Source organism: Paenibacillus sp. FSL M7-0656 (genome assembly GCF_038003225.1).
GTDB lineage: Bacteria > Bacillota > Bacilli > Paenibacillales > Paenibacillaceae > Paenibacillus > Paenibacillus amylolyticus.
Genome location: NZ_JBBOOT010000001.1, coordinates 4,751,773 through 4,770,248 on the forward strand (window position 1 = coordinate 4,751,773; position 18,476 = coordinate 4,770,248).

Sequence of the window (18,476 nt, forward strand, 5' to 3'; positions counted from 1 at the left end):
CAGCTATTTATAGCTCAAATAGATAGCTGAATTCAATAAGCAAAATGGCTCTAATCTTGCTTTTACCTCCTGAGTCTTTGGTCGTGAAGTTGGCAATCCTATTCTGAATTAAAGGTTTTCAGATGAATATGTGGAATGAATAAAAGACAGAATCATTATGCGAGGGAGGGACATCATGATGAGAACCGTATGTGTAACGGGAGCTGCTCGTGGATTGGGATTGGCTTTGACGGCACAGATGCTGAAGAGAGGGTATCTCGTGTATGCGGCCGGTCTGGACGTGGAAGATTCCGAGGGAATTCGTATGCTTGCAGAAGGATATCCTGACCATCTGCGCGCCATCGAACTGGATATCGCGGACGACCTGTCGGTAGCTCTGTTCACGGAGACATTGAAGCTGGATACGAATCATTTGGATATGCTGATCAATAATGCGGCTATACTAGGAAGTATTACGGATCATATCCGCGGGCCGTTGAATATGGCGGAGATGGCTGAAGTATTTAATGTGAACACCTTAGGTACACTGCGCGTGACTCATTCCCTGTTACCCCTCCTTCTTCAAGGACAGGTCAAGCTGATTGTTGATATCTCTTCCGAGGCTGGAAGTATAGAACAATGCAGTCGGGATGGGTGGTATGCCTATTGTATGTCCAAAGCTGCTTTGAACATGCAGGCCCGTCTTGTGCACAATGGTCTGAAGGATAAAGGCGGACAAGTGATGCTTGTGCATCCCGGTTGGGTACAGAGTTATATGAGGGGCGAATTGGATGTTGCTGCGGATCTCACGCCCGAGCAATCTGCACAGCATATCGCAGTACTTATCGACCGCCATGAACAGTTTAAAGGAGATCAGCCCGCATATGTGGACTACAAGGGAGAGAAGCTCCCCTGGTAGTTGGTTTTATACAGTGAGGTGAACAAGAAAGGAGATTAATTGAATGGATCATCGTAAAAAAGCACTATTACTTGGCGATTATACACATCCGGATTGGCACCCGCTTCAGGGGGTGGATGCGGAGATTAGCCGAATTTTCCATGATACTATGACTGTGCAGTGCAGTGAGAATCGGAATATGTTGCTGCAAGAAAATATAACCGGGTTTGATGTATGTATCTCATACATGGACGATTGGAAGGGTAAAGTCTCTCCACAGCAGACAGCAGGTTTGTTGTCCTATGTAAGTAATGGGGGAGGACTGGTCATTATACATAACGGCATTTCGCTCCAAAATCGTTATGAGCTCAAACAGATGATCGGTGCCAAGTTCCTGCATCATCCGGCGTATGCACCGCTTGAATTCACTGTAACGGCGGAAAGCCATCCCGTGACGGAGGGCATTTCGAATTTCACAATGGAAGAAGAGCCTTATCAGTTCGAATTTGGTTCTTTTGCCGAAACGAAAATATTGCTTGAATATCAATCCGAAGAAGGACCAAAGCCTGCGGTTTGGGCTCATCGATATGGTGTTGGGCGTATTGTTTATCTGATGCCGGGTCACCATGTGCCGTCTTTTGCACACGAAACGTACCGCAAGTTACTTCTGCAAGCAGGCAAATGGGTTGCGCGTTACGTCTGATCGGACTGACATTTTTGCATGCAGAGTATAAGGGGTATAATATAGAGATCAACGAAGAGGAGGATGACAAAAATGAGCGATTTGTTCAAAAAGGCGATCTCGTTAGGGCTTGGTCTTACTGTCGTAAGCAAAGAAAAAATTGAGAAAACCGTGGATGATTTGGTCAAGCGCGGGGAACTTGCGCCCGGTGAATCCAAAGCTTTGGTTGAACGTCTGCTGGAACGGGGCGATGAAGAGCAAGGCCAGTTCAAGAGAGTGATTCAAGAACAGGTCAAGCGTGTGCTTCAGGAAGCTGGTGTGGCATCCGAAAGTGATGTAACCAGTCTGGAACAGCGCGTTGCCGTTCTGGAGAAAAAACTTGCCGAACTGGGCCACTCACCACAGCTTCAACCTGATGAATCCCCAGCTCCACTTGAAGTTCCTCCTCCTCTCAAAGGAAACGAGATCGAGTAGATGGCAGTGCGAATCAAACATGTCGGCAGATACCGTGAAATTGCCATGGCGCTCGTGCGTCATGGCTTCGGTTATATGGTCGAGGAGCTGGGCTTGTTCCAGCTGCTGGCTCTGCCCAGACGGTGGATGTCGCGTGAAGCACACACCACCAAAACGCTGAGTGAACGCATCAGGCTTGTGCTGCAGGAGCTGGGGCCAGCTTTCGTCAAGCTGGGGCAACTCGCAAGCACAAGGGCAGATCTGTTGCCTGAGTCTGTCATTCGCGAGCTGGTGAAGTTGCAGGATCAGGTCCCACCGTTCTCTTCCGAGACGGCACGGGGTATTTTGGAACAGGAATTGGATACACCGCTGGAGGAGATCTTTTCCCGGTTCGAGGATACCCCTGTAGCTGCGGCCAGCATTGGACAGGTGCATCTGGGCAAACTTCAAAGCGGTGAATCGGTAGCCATCAAGATTCAGCGTCCCGGTATATCGCGTATTGTGCAACGTGACCTGGATATTTTGCGTGAGCTGACAGCCATGGCTGAGAAGCGCTGGGACTGGGTGAAGCAATATCAGATTCCGCAAATGGTCGAAGAATACGCTCAGGCGTTGATGGCCGAGCTGGATTATACAGTCGAAGGCCGCAATACGGAAAAGATTGCACAGCAGTACCAACAGGACAACAAGGTGAAAATCCCGGCAATTTACTGGGATCAGACTTCGTCCCGTGTGCTTACTATGGAGTATATCGAAGGTATCAAGCTCAATGATCGTGAAGAACTGGTCAGACGCGGCCATGATCTGAATAACATTGCCGAGCGGCTGGTGGATTCATTATTGAATCAGATCTTTATTCAGGGATTCTTTCACGCTGACCCACATCCGGGCAATCTAATGGTATTGAAGGATGGACGTCTTGCTTTTATAGACTTCGGTATGGTGGGCAGTCTGAGTGATGAGATGAAACAACAGCTCGCTTCACTTATTATTGGGTTAATGCGCAAAGATACGGACAGTATGATCCGGGCGATTGAGAAGCTCGGCATGATGCCAGATGACATGGACCTGCGTGGTCTTCATGTGGATTTGGACAAGTTGCGTAGCAAATATTACGATATTCCCTTTTCCAAGATTAGTGTGGGTCAGGCATTGAATGATTTATTCGGCGTAGCCCAGAGGCACCGAGTTGTGATGCCTGCCGATATTCTGCTGCTCGGTAAATCGTTGCTAACGATGGAAGGTGTAATTGAACATCTCGATCCTTCCCTGAGCATTGTAGATATGGCCGAGCCTTTTGGGCGGAAGCTGATCAAGGAACGTTTTAGCGCTGGAAGAATCAAGAATCGCTTGTTCCGCAGTGCGGCCGATATGGCCGAGAGTGTCATTGGTCTGCCAGGGCAGTTAAGGCAATTATCATCCATTATTAGCAAAGGCAAGCTGAGGCTGGAGATTAGTGTCCCTGAACTGGATGCACTCATGCGCAGAATGGACCAGATCAGCAATCGGCTGTCTTTCAGTATTGTGTTACTTGCCTTCTGTATCATTATGGTGGGTCTGATTATCGGTTCGTCGATCAGTCATCAGTCCACGATGCTGTGGGATATTCCGGTCATTGAGATTGGTTTCCTGGTGGCGATTCTGATGGTGGCTTTCCTGCTCTATTCGATATTCAAATCGGGAAGGTTCTAGCAACAGCATTACATCACAAGAATACCCGTAAAGAGACTTTCTTCAAAGGATCTTTGCGGGTTATTTTTTGTGAATAGAGAATTGGTGAGTAAATTATAGAAAGATTAAGATAATAGAAGAAAAGGTTCTGTTTTTTCGCCTTAACTGTATTAGTACATATCCGGTCCTGTGACTATAATAATAGGTCAGTACATTAACGGACCCGGTTTTTCTGAGAGGGGAAAACCTATGGGCATCAGGATCAGCTCCTGATGTCGCACGAGTAAGACAACTGAGGCAGTAATGGAACACCAGCGGTACACACTGGAACGGAAAAGACATGAGTGCATATTAACCCGTCAAGGCTATATGGATGGTGAATAATGATGCAACTCAGGCAAGAGCATAGGCGAATGACGCGGAGAGGAATCCGTTGTTTTGTGCTGTCCTGGGTAGTTGGTTAGTGTGAACGGCTTCCGTTACTCTTCAGCAGATTGTCCATTATGAGGAATACGCGTAGGAGGAACGGCAAGAACATATGAATACTTTAAAACAACAATGGTTTGGCAACATTCGCGGAGACGTGCTGGCAGGCATTACGGTAGCGCTGGCGTTAATTCCGGAAGCCATTGCGTTCTCCATCATTGCCGGTGTCGATCCGATGGTCGGGTTGTACGCTTCGATTACGATTGCGATTGTGATCTCGATTGCTGGTGGAAGACCAGGTATGATCTCGGCGGCAACAGGTGCCATGGCGGTACTAATGGTTGGACTCGTCAAGGATTATGGCGTGGAATATCTCTTTGCGGCTACGATTTTGACGGGCATTATCCAGTTTTTACTGGGCATATTTAAAGTTGGGAGATTTATTACGTTTGTGCCTCATTCGGTACTGACCGGATTCGTTAACGCACTGGCTATACTCATCTTTATGGCGCAGTTAACGCACTTCACGGGAGCGAACTGGATCATGTATGCGATGGTAGCGGGCACGCTGGCGATCGTTTATATTTTGCCACGGTTTTTCAAAGGCATTCCAGCTCCACTGATTGCAATCGTCGTGATGACGATTATTACCGTGGTGTTCCATCTGGACGTAAGAACGGTAGGAAACATGGGAAATATAACGAGCACTCTGCCGATGTTCCATTTGCCAAATATTGCGTGGACTTGGGACACGCTGATGATTCTGTTGCCTTATTCATTCACCATGGCACTGGTTGGATTGCTGGAATCTCTGCTGACGGCAACCATCGTGGATGAGATGACCGAGACCAAGAGCAGCAAGAACCGTGAAGTACGTGGTCAGGGTATTGCGAATTTCGTGAACGGTTTGTTTGGCGGCATGGGCGGTTGTGCGATGATTGGGCAGTCGGTCATTAATGTGAAGTCTGGCGGACGTGGAAGATTATCTACGTTTACTGCGGGTGCGTTTCTCGCGATCCTGTTGTTGCTGTTTAGCGGTGTGGTGAAACAGGTACCGATGGGGGCACTCGTTGGTGTGATGTTTATGGTGTGTATCGGAACATTCGACTGGAGTTCTATCAAAAATATAACTCGCGTGCCGCGCGCGGAAGCCTTTGTCATGATCGTGACGGTGGCAATTGTGGTCTATACTCACGATCTGTCGATCGGGGTTATGGTCGGCGTTGTGCTCAGTGTGCTGCATTTTGGCTGGAAACAGACCAAGATTCGCGTACAGGCGAGCCAAGAGCAAGGGCAGAAAGTTTATCGGGTTCACGGACCATTCTTCTTTGGCTCTTCGTCCCGCTTTGTAGATGAGTTCGATGCAGAGGCCGATCCGAATGAGATCACGATTGATTTCGGAGGTTCACATATCTGGGATAACACTGCGGTTGTGGCTATCGGCAAAGTGAAGTTCAAATACGCGAAGCTTGGCAAAACCGTGCACCTGCGCGGGTTAAACGAGGAAAGCTCCCGTATTCTTGAACGGAGTGGATTTGCTACAGCTGGAGGGCACGGTTCGTAACTTGGTTGCAACGAAGGTTGTTGTCCAAAGGTGCAATGTCTGACTATAGTTACGCGGACAAGGTGAAAAATGAACGGTTTAGTAAATCTGGAATTAAGGATCTAAACAAGTAATGAAGTTATGAGGGCTACTGTCCTAAAGTAGTGGTGAGCAGACATGTGACAGCCCTGTGTAGTAGATAACATAAAAAGATACTTTCTATCAGCGGCGCACTTTTTCCTAAAATAAATTGGGGAGAGGGCGTCGTTGTTTTTATTAGAGTGTGTGGTGTGTACAGTGAAGAAGAGAACAGAAAAAGAACGAAGAAGAAGTAGTAGTAGTTCTAATGGTGGTAGTGGTAGTTCTAGTAGAAGTTGTAGTTGTAGTTGTAGTTGTAGTTGTAGTTGTAGTAGCAGTTGTAGTAGTAGTTCTAGTAGCAGTTGTAGTAGTAGTTCTAGTAGAAGTATAGGTAGTGCTTGTTGTTGTTCCTAGTTCTAGTATTTGTAGTTGGTGTTCTGGTTCTAGTATATGTTGTTATTGCTGTAGGTGATGTTACTGTGTTGATGCTTGTGTCCTTCCCTATGTGTAAATTCTAACGAACTTAGCACGTCTTATATGGGGTTATTTCATGTTTTCGTTATTCTAACGAATCTTAGACATCTTATTTTGCTGATTCCACCTATACTGATGTCGTTTCGCGGGTATTTCCGAGTAATTAAGTGACTGGAGTTCGTTAGAAAATCCAAACGGCTTTAATTGGCGTAATAGGGTGCCCTGGATTCGTTAGAATCAGTGGTACGTGGGAGGTTCAGCGTTAGAGCTATTTTTGAACCACGAGAAATCTTGAATCTTGATCTCAATGTACGGAGTTATGTGAGGTACTCTTTCAATTCCTGAAACTTTTGCAAAATAGCTTCCTTTTGATCTGTTTCAGAATATCCTGTACAACAATTTATAGAATCATAGCAGCTATCTCAATCTCAACGAAATCTCTAAACTATCCAAGGATTATGAACATAACGATCCAATACATCTTTCTCAAGGAGCGCCATCAGACACTGTAGCCCGCATAACCTCCGCCTGACCATGTGCAGTTCAATCCTCAACCCCATTCTACAGAGTCAGGGTCATTCTCAAAACCAACCTCACACACTCTCTCATAACCGTCCTCAAACTCACTTGGTCGATACAAGTTTCGCTGATCTTGGGATTTTGTGCTACAAGTTGGGGGTGTAACGCTGTATCCCCTTTTGTTTTGCTTGACTAACGTGTAAACTACAGGGTATGGAGAAGAAGAGCAACGAGTGGATTGCTTTTTAAAAAATTCATTTCATAATCATGATTGATATAAGGAAAACTAGTCTTGATGGCAGATACTGATACTAAGGTCATTATGAAATGGACTTATCTAAATGAATATACAGAGGTGTAACGATTGGCAAACTTTGAACAACTGGGCATTCGCCCGGAATGGTGCGAGATCCTGAAACATCAGGGCATCGCCGTGCCGACTCCGGTACAGGAGCGTTCGATTCCGGTACTGTTGGGTGGACGCGATATTATCGCTGAGGCACAGACAGGGACAGGGAAAACGCTGGCATTTTTGCTGCCGATTATTCAGAAAATTAACGTATCCGACCGTTCTCCGCAAGCGCTGATTATCGCGCCTACGCGTGAGCTTGCGCTCCAAATTACGGAAGAAGCGAAGAAGCTCACGGCAAATGACGATAAACTGCACGTGCTTGCCGTATACGGTGGGCAGGATGTGGACAAACAACTGCGTAAATTGCAGAACGGTACCCAGATCGTTATTGGTACACCGGGTCGTCTGCTGGATCACCTGCGCCGTGGCACGTTGAAGCTGGATAATGTGAAAAAACTGGTGCTGGATGAAGCCGACCAAATGTTGCACATGGGCTTCCTGGACGATGTGGAGACGATTCTTAGCGAGCTACCACATAAACGTCAGACAATGCTGTTCTCAGCAACGATGCCTAAGGGCATTCGTAACCTGGCGAAGACCTACATGAAAGATCCGGAAGATGTAAAAGTATCTTCCCAATCTGTTATCCCGATCAAACAAATTCGCCAGCAAGTGCTGGAATGTACGGATCGTGGTAAATTAGAAGCGCTTCGCGGCATGATTGATACGTATCGCCCATACTTGGCGATTATTTTCTGTCGTACCAAGCGTCGTGCATCCAAGCTGAACCAAGATCTGCGTGAAGCAGGTTATGCAAGTGATGAACTTCATGGAGATCTGTCCCAATCCAAGCGTGAAAACGTAATGAAAGCGTTCCGCGATGCCAAACTGCAAGTGCTGGTTGCTACAGATGTAGCTGCACGTGGACTTGATGTTGAAGGCGTTACGCATGTATTTAACTACGATATGCCGCATGATGCGGAAAGTTATATCCACCGGATTGGTCGTACGGGCCGTGCAGGCGGTACAGGTCTTGCTGTAACGTTTGCAACAGAGCACGACAGACCGGAACTTGCACGTATTGAACAAGGTATTGACCAAAAGCTGTCCCGTATCCAGTGGACAAGCGAAGGTCCAATTGCTTCAACTGGAGCAGCTAGACGTTCCATCAACAGTCAAGGGGATGACGAACGTTCAGGCGGACGCTCTTCCGGAACTGGCAGTGCCCGTCGCGGTGCAGGCCGTAACGATCGCAGAGATGGCGGACGTGGGGGGCGTGGTTCCCGCGGTGGCGAAGGTGGCCGCAGTGAAGGCGGACGCAGTGGTGGTCGTAGCGGTGGCCGCAGCAGCGACAGCAGTCGTGGTGCAGCGGGTCAAGGTGGACGCGGTGCGGGTCGCAGTGGCGACGAGCGCAGCGCAGGTCGTGGTTCCGCGCGCAGCAGCGACAGCAGTCGCGGAGCAGCGGGCCAAGGCGGCCGCGCAGCTAGCAGCGGCTGGGCTGGCCGTAGTGCCGACAAGCGCACCTCCGGGCGCAGCAGCGAAGGCTCTCGCCGTCCGGAAGCCGCAGGACGCGGACCGGCGAAGGGTGACCGTCGCGATTCTCGTCGCGGACGGTAAAGCCTTGGCGCAAGCGGCGATGCAGCCGCAATTGCGCAGGCACCATGCCATGCCACAGGGTTTGGCATGGCACATATGAGAGGGTTCGGGTACAGATGTACCGAACCTTCAGATCAAGGGTCGCGACGGAACCACGTCGCGGCCCTTTTTCACCAGGACAGATGCTCATTTCCGCTTATTCTTTTTGTCATCTTCGAGTGCCTGTTGGCGCGCCTGCTTGATCCATGGAAGATGCCATTTAGATATTCCTCATCTAGTTTTTCTTTCTGTCCGTGTACTTCGCATAGCACGTGGCAGACTGCCATAAAATTCAAAACACCTCATCCTAGACCTAAGGATGGGGTGTTTTTGGATTAATTCTTATATCATTAGAAGCATAACCTTCGATCTGTGGTGCTGACGCGCATGCAGGGATGGATGAAATTGCATTCGTCTATATACAGGGAGTGAGTTTGCACTAAACTACGTTTTTCTTTCTCAATATATCATCCCTACAGCTGAACATCTGCATATTGATCCCGATATTTCTCGTTATAAACCCGACCTACCGACTCTGCCAATCCCCCTCGTGCCTTGCTCGGATAGCGTTCAATCGTGTGATAAAGTCTCATGAAGCGATCCTTGGGCATAAAGCGGGCGTAGCGGGTAATAAGACTAGGGAATAACTCAATATATTTGCTCTTGCGCACGGCAGCAGCAGCTACGGCTGTAAGTATCTGAATTCCATTGTGGAGCTGTAAAATGTTCACTTCATAGGTCGCGATATAACGAATCGCATCTTCACGGATCAAATCCGGCTTAAGCCGAGCAATCTCACCAATATATTCAGCCAGCAGCCGCTCGAAGCTGCGTAAGAGCAAGGGCTTGAGCTGCAGATCCATATCACTGCGTAGGACAAAGGATTGTAACAGCGCAACCTGTTGCAGTCGAATCCGGTCATTGTAGACGAGTGAGCCGATCTCGCGGAGCATCTCATAGGCAAGTGCTTCATCCTGCTTTCGAGCTTCGGCGACCAGAGCCCAGTTGCGGTTAATACCCTGGCGGATGAGTTCCTCATCCTGTTGCAACGTGCGCTTCAACTCGCGCTGCTGCTCTACCTCGAACGAACGTTTCTGCATGAAGATGAGTAAGGCCAGAAGCAGCAGGGAAACGCTGGCTGCCGCCATGGTCTGATCTATGGTTTCACCAAAATAGGTGGCAGCAGCACCGAACAATATGGTAATGAACAGGTCGCGTGCAATGCGGCGTTTCACACGGGAAGTCGCCTTCGACTGAACGGAGTTCAGGGTACCCCGGCCACAGGCCGTGCACTCCTCTTCCCACAGGCAGGTGTACTGTCCACAACGTGAGCAGACTTGCAACTTTTCATAGGCATAGGTCGTTCGATGAAATGGTCGTATGGATACAACTAGTTTAGTACTCATGCTTAATCACGCTCACCATTCAGAATAGTGTAGAGGGTACGATCCGTGTCTTCGCGGGAAATTGGTTTCCTCCGATGAAGCTGGAGTGCAATTACCTTTATGATGACAAAAAGAAACAATATGGCGAGGCATCCGTATGTAACCATAATCCGTTCCCTTCTATGGCTTGGTGAACAAGCGTTGTTATATTGCAGTTTGCTGGCAATAACTATATCATATTTCCATAGTTGGTACTTTTGTGCCAGTTCAAGGCATGAAATCGTCGATTTTTGTCAGTCATTACAAAACTGTAACTCAAGATAGGGGTGCTTTTCAGAATTTGTTAGTAGACTGTTAAGATTTCCTTAAGGCTTGACGCCTATAATAAACTATTCCCATTTTAATCTCAAACGTGAAGGAGTACATCCAATGCTGCGGACACGCAAAATACGCTGGCTTAGTGGAACGATGGTTCTGCTGACAATTCTAACGCTACTGTTACCTCAAGCGTTGCTGCCACAAGCTGCAGCGGCTCAGGCACAGACAAGCGGAATCGATGCGGTACTTGTAGCCGATGTAAGTAACTCAATGAATACAAGTGACCGTGACAAGATCAGTAATGAAGCCATGAAAATGTTTATTGATATGCTGCCCGTCCAGGGGGACAAGGTAGGGATTGTCGCTTATACCGATCAGGTGGAGCGGGAAAAGGCTATGCTGGAGATTCAGTCCGATGCGGACAAGAGCAGCCTGAAGGATTTTATTGATCAGCTTGGCCGGGGGCCATATACCGATGTCTCAGTTGGTGTCGCCGAAGCCGTCAACATACTGAATCATGGTGCAGACCCAGCCCACTCGCCAATGATCGTGCTACTGGCGGATGGCAACAATGACTTTAACAAAACCAAAGGCCGTACACAGGCACAATCTGATGCTGACCTGGCAAAAGCCGTGAAGGAAGCACAGGATCAGGGTATTCCGGTGTATACGATTGGATTGAACGCCGATGGCAAGCTGAACAAGAATGCACTTGCAGATCTGGCTCAGCAGACTGGAGGTAAATCATTCATTACCGATACGCCGGATGATCTGCCACAGATTCTGAGTGAAATCTTCGCCGATCATGCCAAACTGAATGTGGTGAAGCTGCCCTCTGTAACGGGAAACGGCAGTTATCAGGAAGTTACCGTGAATGTACCGAATGACAGTGTATTGGAAGCAAACATTTCGATCATGTCTTCGAAGCCGGTGGAAGTGCAATTGACGGACCCTTCCGGACAAGCTGTGGACCTGAAATCGGACGCAGCCAAGCTCTCGACGTCGAAGAGTTATTCACTCGTGAAGCTGTTGAAACCCCAAGAAGGTGACTGGAAACTTCGGGTAAAAGGGGCTCCGAAAGACAGCATCGATATCAACCTGTTGTTCAACTATGATCTTCAGCTCGTTGTGGACCCAATTAAGACCAAGTCCTATACCAAAGGGGACAAGGTAGATCTTGCAGCCAAACTGGAGAATGGCGGTCAGCCACTTCAGGATAATGATCTGTATACAGATATGAAGGCGACGCTGGTGGTGAAAGATGTAGATACAGGCAAAAGTGAAGAACAACCGCTGGAAAACACAGGTTCTGGTTTTGCCGGAACGTTTGAAGTACCGGACAATCATAACTATGAATTAGTCATCCGTGCGGAAGAAGACAGCTTCTACCGTGAAAGTGAGCCAATCACGATCAACGCGAGTGGATCAGCCGGAAGTGGATCTCAACCAACAACGTCAGGCGGTGAACAGGACAAGCCGTTTCCTTGGTTGCCTGTCATCCTGGGTGTTATAGCCCTGATCGTGGTTGGTGTTGGTGCCTGGTTCCTGATGGGCTGGCTGAAACGCAAAAACCGGGGATTTGTAGGTCAGATGGTTGTGGAGATTCGTGATGAGAACACGGGAGACAAGTCTTATCCGCAATATAAAAAGCTGGTATCCTTCCGGGGCAGATTCCATCTACATCAGTTGTTGCAACTGGACCCTGAGCTGAAGGAAACCGAAAAATATGTATTTACGCCCAGCAATGGGGATCGAATTATAATCCGTAACACCGCAGGCGGTACGTTGGAGAAATCCGGTCGTGCAGTCGATGCAAGCTCAGGCGTTGAACTGAAGAACGGTGACCGACTGAGCATCCCGCTACAACAGGCGGACAAAACGATTTTGATCGAGTATTTGGTGTGAAGGATTATAGCTAAATGAATGTAAGCTATATAAGTTGAACTAATCCATTTACACGAGAACGCAGAGGACAGAAAAAAGCTGGAGAAGCGAAAGCGTTCGCCTAAAAGCTTTCTGAAAGAAAGCTACATCGGAAGCATACGCTATCCCCAGATTTTCACCGTTGAAAAAGAGAATCAAAAAATCTGGGGATAACAGCGATCGGAAGGTTGTTCTGTCAACGGAGTGGCAAGTGTAAATATTCTTTAGTTTAATTATATAGATTGAAGCATACGTGCGTTAATCTAAGGAGGACATGGAATGAAACCGATTGTTAGAGAACATATTCAGCAACTGGATGTATCACTTGGCGGAGGTATTGTCAGTGAGAAGATCAGAGTTGATACGATTGATAATCCCATTCTGATTATTGGTCTGGGAGGAACGGGAATTGATGCGTTGCTGCGTCTCAAATATCAAATCAACCGTCGTTTCAAGCTGCCACAGGACCCGGTATCCAAGAAAAAAATGGACAAGCCGGACAATGTGGAGTTTCTGGCTTTTGAGACAAACGAACAGGATCGTGCCAAAAAGTATAAAGGGATCGGACTTGATCCGATCAATGAATTCGTATTGCTGTCCAATGCCGAAATTGGCGGACTTCTACAGAACCGTAGCGTGCTTGAACCGTATATTACGGACTGGCTGTCTCCCGAACTGAGCATTACGGACGGCATGAACGGCGCCGCAGGGGTGCGTCAGGCTGGACGTCTGCTCCTGTTCACCAAGATTAATCAGGTCGTACAGGCTATCGACAAAAAGATCAAAACCTTATCCGTAGGCACCAACAAAAAACTGATGGTGTTCCTGCTGACAGGTCTGTCCGGCGGTACAGGCAGCGGCTGTTTCCTCGATATTTCCTATATCGTGCGCGGCATTATCGAACGTGATCACGGCTCTGCCGGGATTGACCGCGTGAATACGCTGGGATATCTGTTCACGCCAGATGTGAACCTGTCCAACAAAAGCTTGAGTGAACACACTCGTGAATACATTCGTAAAAACGGATATGCTGCGCTCAAAGAGCTGGATTACTGGATGAACGTGGATAGCCGCGGTGAGCGGTTTACACAGAAGTACGGCAATATTTTAACCGTGAACTCACCACTGCCTCCATTTAACCTGTGTCATCTAATCTCTGCTACGAATACCGAAGGCAAATTGCTGGAGAACGCCTACGATTACTGCATGAACGTCACGGCCGAGAACATTACCAACTTCATGGCAAGTGAGGAGAAGCAGTCGGGTGAGGAGTTTGCGATCCATGACTATATCAGCAACATTCGCACCAACATTGCACAGATGAACAAGGTGTACCCGGCTAACTATGATTACAACATCATCGGTGCATCTTCGGCTGTCCTGCCGATTGAAGAGATGACCACTTATCTGGCGTATCGCATGTTCGATAAAATGAACACCATGTTCTCCAAAGCACCAAACCAGGAGGATACCGAGAAGTTTGCCCGCAAGCTGGGTATTGATCTCGAAAGTGTGGTCAAGTCCTTTGAAGCGCGCGTGCCAGAGCCACTGCCTGGGTATCAGAACAGTGAGCGTTTATCCTATGGCAACGTGGTGAAATCACAGGTTGTGAATATGGACACCGAACTGGAACAGAACTTCCTGGCTCGTGCCCGTGAAGAATATATCAAGGCGAAGAAACAACTGCCAGGCGAGATTGCCGGTCAGTTCACCGAACAGATCCGGCGTATGTTTTTGCATCCCGAACAAGGTCCGTTCTATGTCTCCCGTCTGATTTATACGGAAAAAGGTTTCTGTGTACTGAAGATGATTCAGTCGTACATCGAAACGTTGCGTGAGAATGCCTTCCGCATTCCACGTGATATTGAAGCAGCTCAGGAGCAGTCCGAAGAGAAACTGGGCGATGCGAAGAGTGCTTTTGTCTCCAAAGAGAAGAAAAAGAATGCTTATATTGAAGCAAAAATTCATGAGTACTGGCTGCACGCCGACGTGGAACGCAACGATCAGATGATCGAGTTCTATGAAGATCTGTATGAGTTGCTGAACCAAGAGAACAGCCGCATTTATAACGTATTTACCGAAACGCTGAACGCCCTTAGCTCGATATTCGCCAAGAACGGTGATCTGCTGACACGCGGCGAGGAACAAGCCGATCACAAAGGCAACAAAACATATTACTGGAACGTTGTGAGTGTACCGGATATCGTCAGTGTGGTGGACGGGCTGTTGGATAAACGTGATACAGATGATCTGATCCGTGACTTCTCTCGTGAATTGCTAGAAAACTCCAGCCAGTGGGTGAAAGAAAACGAGATTGATATCGTCAGCTCCATCTCCGACTTCCTGAGTGAGAAATTCGGTGATCTGATTACCCGTTCCATGGAAGATTTCCTGGTGATCAAATATGGTCAGGATGAGTCAGTCGAGAAATTCGTGGAACGTTTCATTGCTGGCAAGTTGGATGATGAGGCGGTTCCGGTGTTCAATCTGAGCAACAGTACAGGCAGTCTGCATTTCCCTTCATGGGGATTTGTATCGGTACCGGCACAGGCGCCAGGCATCTTGAAAGGGATTCGCAATTATCAGAACAATGCGGTAGGCAAATCTCATTTTACCGTTAAGGAAAGTGAAGTGCGTAACCGGATATTCTGGCTGAACACCCGCAACGGGGTACCACTCTTTGTGTATACACCGCTCAAAGTATATGAGGAAAGTTATGAACGTACCATTTTGGACAAAGAAGGCATTGGTCGTCACTTGGTGCAAACGGAGAAAAACAACTGGACCTATCTGCCGTCTCCGATTCCGGAGAAATCATGGGGAGATGTGTACGAGAACGCCCGCGTGAAGCAGTATAACGCCCGTGTGCGTAACGAATTTGAGCAGGCGCTTGGATACAACATTGTGACAGCCAAATCCATTGATGAGAATACAAGCAATCGGTATGCGATTGTGACAACAGAAGCGTTTGATCTGTCTGCCAAACTGGGAGCCTACGACATGCGTCTGACGTCCACCACGCCGAACCTCGGCGAAGTGAAGCGGGCCGTGATCGAGCTGAAGCGTCTGCAAACCGAAGGGTTGCCGCGTGTAGGCGTTAAGGATATTTTCGGAAGTATTAATGAAGATATGGCCAAAGAAAACCTGGTACGCTCTCCGCAGCTGATCGCACGTGTCCGTGAGGAACTGGCAAAGATGAATGCCATCTCGGCCAAAGTTGCCGAACTCGAAGGCATTCTTGCCCAGTACCAGGACGAAGAGCAGTGGTATGACCGCTTCATCGAAGCGTTATATACTGACACCATCGTCAAAAAAGGTGCCCTCTACGTCTATGACCGTGACCCGGAAGAAGACGCATGGGAGCCGTTCGCAAACTTGATGAAGAGCCGTAACTTTGCCGAGTATGAAGTGTTTGGCAACTTCCGCGGTCTGGCGGAGAAGGATCGCAGTACATTGCTGCGCAAAGCCTCCCGCCGCGATAACGATCTTACAGCTTCTGAGGATATCACCCCACTGCTGACAAAGCTGGATGATCTGGCTGCGCTGTTTATGGAATCGCGCGATCGTCTCGAATACGAGCGGGTAGAACTGGCTAACGGAGAAGACATCTATCAGTTCTACAGAACAATGTCGTCCAAGCTGAACGACATTCGCAGAAGGCTGAAGTAAGATGGCGGCCGGGATGGAGTTCAATTCGAACAATACCCTGAAGCGTGATCTGGAGAAGTATGCAGCGCAGTATGCAATAGAGCAGGAGCGTCAAGGCAGCCTGGGTGATGGACGCAGCAGTATCCATTACCCGGCGCTGTTCATGTTTGTGGGTGATCTGGTTGCACCTGCAGTGTCTGCTGTGCAGGAGATCAATCGGCTGAAATGGGATAACGGAGACGGTGTGGTCTACGTTCAGATTGGTACAGAAGATCAGAAAGAGCATCCGGGTGAAAAGAGGAATATTGGCTCGTCCGATGATGGTCAGGTGACTCGTCACCGCTTGCCTTTGTCCGCTGGGCAGACAGAGCGACCGTCCAAAACACGGCGTAAGGATGTACATCGCAGTTTCCACGAATCGGATCAGGCGCTCTACGATCTGAATCGTACGCTTCGTCGGGTCAGTAACCGAATTGCCGAATATGGACGGTTATACTCGTCATTTGATCGGATTTACGTTACGGTGGTAACCAGAGCGGATGATCCGTTGAATGTATTGTTGCCAGAGCTCACCAAGCTAACGGAGACCATTTTGTCCCAAGCCTTCAAGTCGGTGCAGACGGATCTGCATGTATTGGTCAGCGAGATGGAACAGGTGGATTCCTTCGGGTATGCCAGCGCAGCAGGCCTCGCTTTTCTGCGGGAACTGGATTATATGCAGTCGCTGGACTACACGTTCAGCGGTAAACTGCTGGTGACGGAGGATGGGATCTCCATTCCGGTTACACATCCCGCGTCACCGTTGTTTGATCTGGTATATCTGTTGTCCGACAAAAATGAGCGTGGAACCGGCGTTCCCGGTGGCTGGATCGAAAATGCCGAGATCATCTGCCGCATCTGCCTGCTGAAGAACAGGAAGCAGGATGTGGATCACTCGGGTAGCGTTTCAAGCACGGGAGCGAACACGTACAATAATACATCTTTTAAAAACAATATTCGTACTACCTCTGATCAGCATGGTTATGCCAGCGCGGGTTTTGCCGAGATCAGGCGGCCAAACAAGCCGATTGCACTGGCGGTGTTATATCACATGTATCGGTATCTGCTCGCACGCATGCGGCAGGAGCCGGACTGGAGCATTAAGGACAAGCTATCTTTCTTTGGACTGGACGCGGCCTCGGTGGAACGCAAAGTCGAAGGCCTGCTGCCCAATGAAGATCTGGTTAGTGGCATGAGTGGCATCATGACGCATAACGTCAGTTTCTCTGATCTGAAGCCGCTCTCACTTCGTGAAGCGGAGAGAGCGTTGTTTGGACAAGGAGCTGAAGCGTACTTCCGCGATAACGTTGTCCGTCTTGTCGAAGAGCGTGTGCGCGAGCGCAGCTCTAGCGGTTCCCTGCGCTGTCATGCTGAACATTCCCGCGCGGAGCATCCAGAGGTTGGTTACTTCCAGTGGGCGGCCTGGAGTGACAGTGAGCCTGGCAGTGTGCGTGAAGCGCTGCTCGGATTGATTCGGGATAAATCGATGCAGCTTGAATCGGCACGTGCTCTACTGGAGCAACGTCAGCAAGAGCGAGTGGAAGATCAGTCGTTCAAACGAGCGTTGTTCCGTGATAAACAGAATGTGCGCAATCTGATTGACTGCATGCTGGAGCGAGTGTATGTACCAAAGGTAGAATTACTGCGACTGGAAAATGAATTACATCTGCTACGTATCTACGATACGGAGATGGAAGAACTTCATCGTTTTAGTCGTCACGTCACAGCAGCACTTGAAGCGCTGGAACGCACACTGCGAGAGACAGCTGCCCAAAGTATCGCTGCTGCCGATGAATACATCGGCCAGAACGTGATGGAGTACTACGGCAAAGTGACGGAAGAGCTAATCATCGACCTGGAAGCCAAACGCGGACGGGATGTATGGTTTGAGGACCGTTACATGGGAGACATGAACCGGCTTGCCACAGAAGGCGATGACCGTCTGTTGAAACGAATGATGGAGGTATGTCACTCGTTGCTGCTTACGGCCGAGCCGTTGCGATTGCCATTTGAAGAAGAACTGTTGCAGCGGGCGAATGTCACGATTGCCTACGGAGATAAAGATGTATTAACCCGCGATGATCTGTTCCGCAGGTTGTACCACACGCTGGAGGATCAGGCGGTTGTTCGGGTCCGGGTATTCGATTATACGCAGGAACATCGATATGAAGAGAAGTATTTCTTTGGTGACCATCATAGTGCTTTCATGGACTACGCGGCACATGCCGAAGAGACGTCACGTATCTACAAGTTGGGTGTGGTGTACGAAGAACGCAGTAGTGGCGTGGAGAAGCTGAATCTGATGGGCGGTTTCCATCTGGAGGATCTCATGGTGTATCGGAACGGCAAGGTATATTATGACTCGTACACGGAGAATGGCTATGAACTTCACCCCGCTGGTCTGGTGGAAAAGTTGTCACCCATTCGTTAAGACGCCGGCGGTGTCCTGACAC

Annotated in this window: 10 protein-coding genes; 9 read left to right on the plus strand and 1 reads right to left on the minus strand. The window is 48.7% G+C overall.

Annotated elements, in window-relative coordinates:
- Nucleotides 1–175 precede the first annotated feature (175 nt).
- The 6 genes from MHI01_RS21060 to MHI01_RS21085 all read left to right on the plus strand — a co-directional run bounded on the left by MHI01_RS21060 (nt 176) and on the right by MHI01_RS21085 (nt 8,692).
- Nucleotides 176–898: an SDR family oxidoreductase gene (locus MHI01_RS21060; protein WP_340984044.1), complete on the plus strand. Its 723-nt coding sequence runs from the start codon at nt 176–178 to the stop codon at nt 896–898.
- Nucleotides 899–941: 43 nt separating this feature from the next.
- On the plus strand, nt 942–1,580 hold the full coding sequence (locus tag MHI01_RS21065) for a ThuA domain-containing protein (RefSeq protein ID WP_340984045.1): 639 nt from the start codon (nt 942–944) through the stop codon (nt 1,578–1,580).
- Nucleotides 1,581–1,652: 72 nt separating this feature from the next.
- Entirely contained in the window at nt 1,653–2,033 is a 381-nt protein-coding gene (locus MHI01_RS21070; protein ID WP_036612779.1) for a phasin family protein, read from the plus strand.
- Nucleotides 2,034–3,704, plus strand: coding sequence for an ABC1 kinase family protein (locus MHI01_RS21075; protein ID WP_253503847.1), 1,671 nt, complete (start codon nt 2,034–2,036; stop codon nt 3,702–3,704).
- 517 nt (nt 3,705–4,221) lie between these two features.
- Nucleotides 4,222–5,673 carry a SulP family inorganic anion transporter gene (locus tag MHI01_RS21080; RefSeq protein ID WP_340984046.1) on the plus strand — a complete coding sequence of 484 codons (1,452 nt, stop codon included), beginning with the start codon at nt 4,222–4,224 and terminating at the stop codon, nt 5,671–5,673.
- 1,414 nt (nt 5,674–7,087) lie between these two features.
- Complete coding sequence (locus MHI01_RS21085) at nt 7,088–8,692, plus strand: DEAD/DEAH box helicase (protein ID WP_339190921.1); 1,605 nt, start codon at nt 7,088–7,090, stop codon at nt 8,690–8,692.
- A gap of 491 nt (nt 8,693–9,183) precedes the next feature.
- Here MHI01_RS21085 and MHI01_RS21090 read toward each other — a convergent pair whose 3' ends face one another.
- Complete coding sequence (locus MHI01_RS21090) at nt 9,184–10,116, minus strand: hypothetical protein (RefSeq protein ID WP_076209727.1); 933 nt, start codon at nt 10,114–10,116, stop codon at nt 9,184–9,186.
- 408 nt (nt 10,117–10,524) lie between these two features.
- On the opposite strand from MHI01_RS21090, the gene MHI01_RS21095 reads away from it, so the two are divergent.
- The 3 genes from MHI01_RS21095 (at nt 10,525) to MHI01_RS21105 (ending at nt 18,454) form a co-directional block, all read left to right on the plus strand.
- On the plus strand, nt 10,525–12,318 hold the full coding sequence (locus tag MHI01_RS21095; protein WP_340984048.1) for a vWA domain-containing protein: 1,794 nt from the start codon (nt 10,525–10,527) through the stop codon (nt 12,316–12,318).
- A gap of 297 nt (nt 12,319–12,615) precedes the next feature.
- Nucleotides 12,616–16,005 carry a tubulin-like doman-containing protein gene (locus MHI01_RS21100; protein WP_076253675.1) on the plus strand — a complete coding sequence of 1,130 codons (3,390 nt, stop codon included), beginning with the start codon at nt 12,616–12,618 and terminating at the stop codon, nt 16,003–16,005.
- A gap of 1 nt (nt 16,006) precedes the next feature.
- Nucleotides 16,007–18,454 (plus strand): transcription initiation factor TFIID, encoded by a 2,448-nt coding sequence (locus tag MHI01_RS21105; RefSeq protein ID WP_340984049.1) that lies wholly within the window; start codon nt 16,007–16,009, stop codon nt 18,452–18,454.
- Nucleotides 18,455–18,476: the final 22 nt, after the last annotated feature.

Excerpts from the sequence above, each read along its gene's own strand:
- MHI01_RS21060 (WP_340984044.1), top strand. The coding sequence starts at position 176 with ATGATGAGAACCGTATGTGTAACGGGAGCTGCTCGTGGATTGGGATTG.
- MHI01_RS21070 (WP_036612779.1), top strand. The coding sequence starts at position 1,653 with ATGAGCGATTTGTTCAAAAAGGCGATCTCGTTAGGGCTTGGTCTTACT.
- MHI01_RS21100 (WP_076253675.1), top strand. The coding sequence starts at position 12,616 with ATGAAACCGATTGTTAGAGAACATATTCAGCAACTGGATGTATCACTT.
- MHI01_RS21075 (WP_253503847.1), top strand. The coding sequence starts at position 2,034 with ATGGCAGTGCGAATCAAACATGTCGGCAGATACCGTGAAATTGCCATG.
- MHI01_RS21105 (WP_340984049.1), top strand. The coding sequence starts at position 16,007 with ATGGCGGCCGGGATGGAGTTCAATTCGAACAATACCCTGAAGCGTGAT.
- MHI01_RS21095 (WP_340984048.1), top strand. The coding sequence starts at position 10,525 with ATGCTGCGGACACGCAAAATACGCTGGCTTAGTGGAACGATGGTTCTG.
- MHI01_RS21065 (WP_340984045.1), top strand. The coding sequence starts at position 942 with ATGGATCATCGTAAAAAAGCACTATTACTTGGCGATTATACACATCCG.
- MHI01_RS21080 (WP_340984046.1), top strand. The coding sequence starts at position 4,222 with ATGAATACTTTAAAACAACAATGGTTTGGCAACATTCGCGGAGACGTG.
- MHI01_RS21090 (WP_076209727.1), bottom strand. The coding sequence starts at position 10,116 with ATGAGTACTAAACTAGTTGTATCCATACGACCATTTCATCGAACGACC.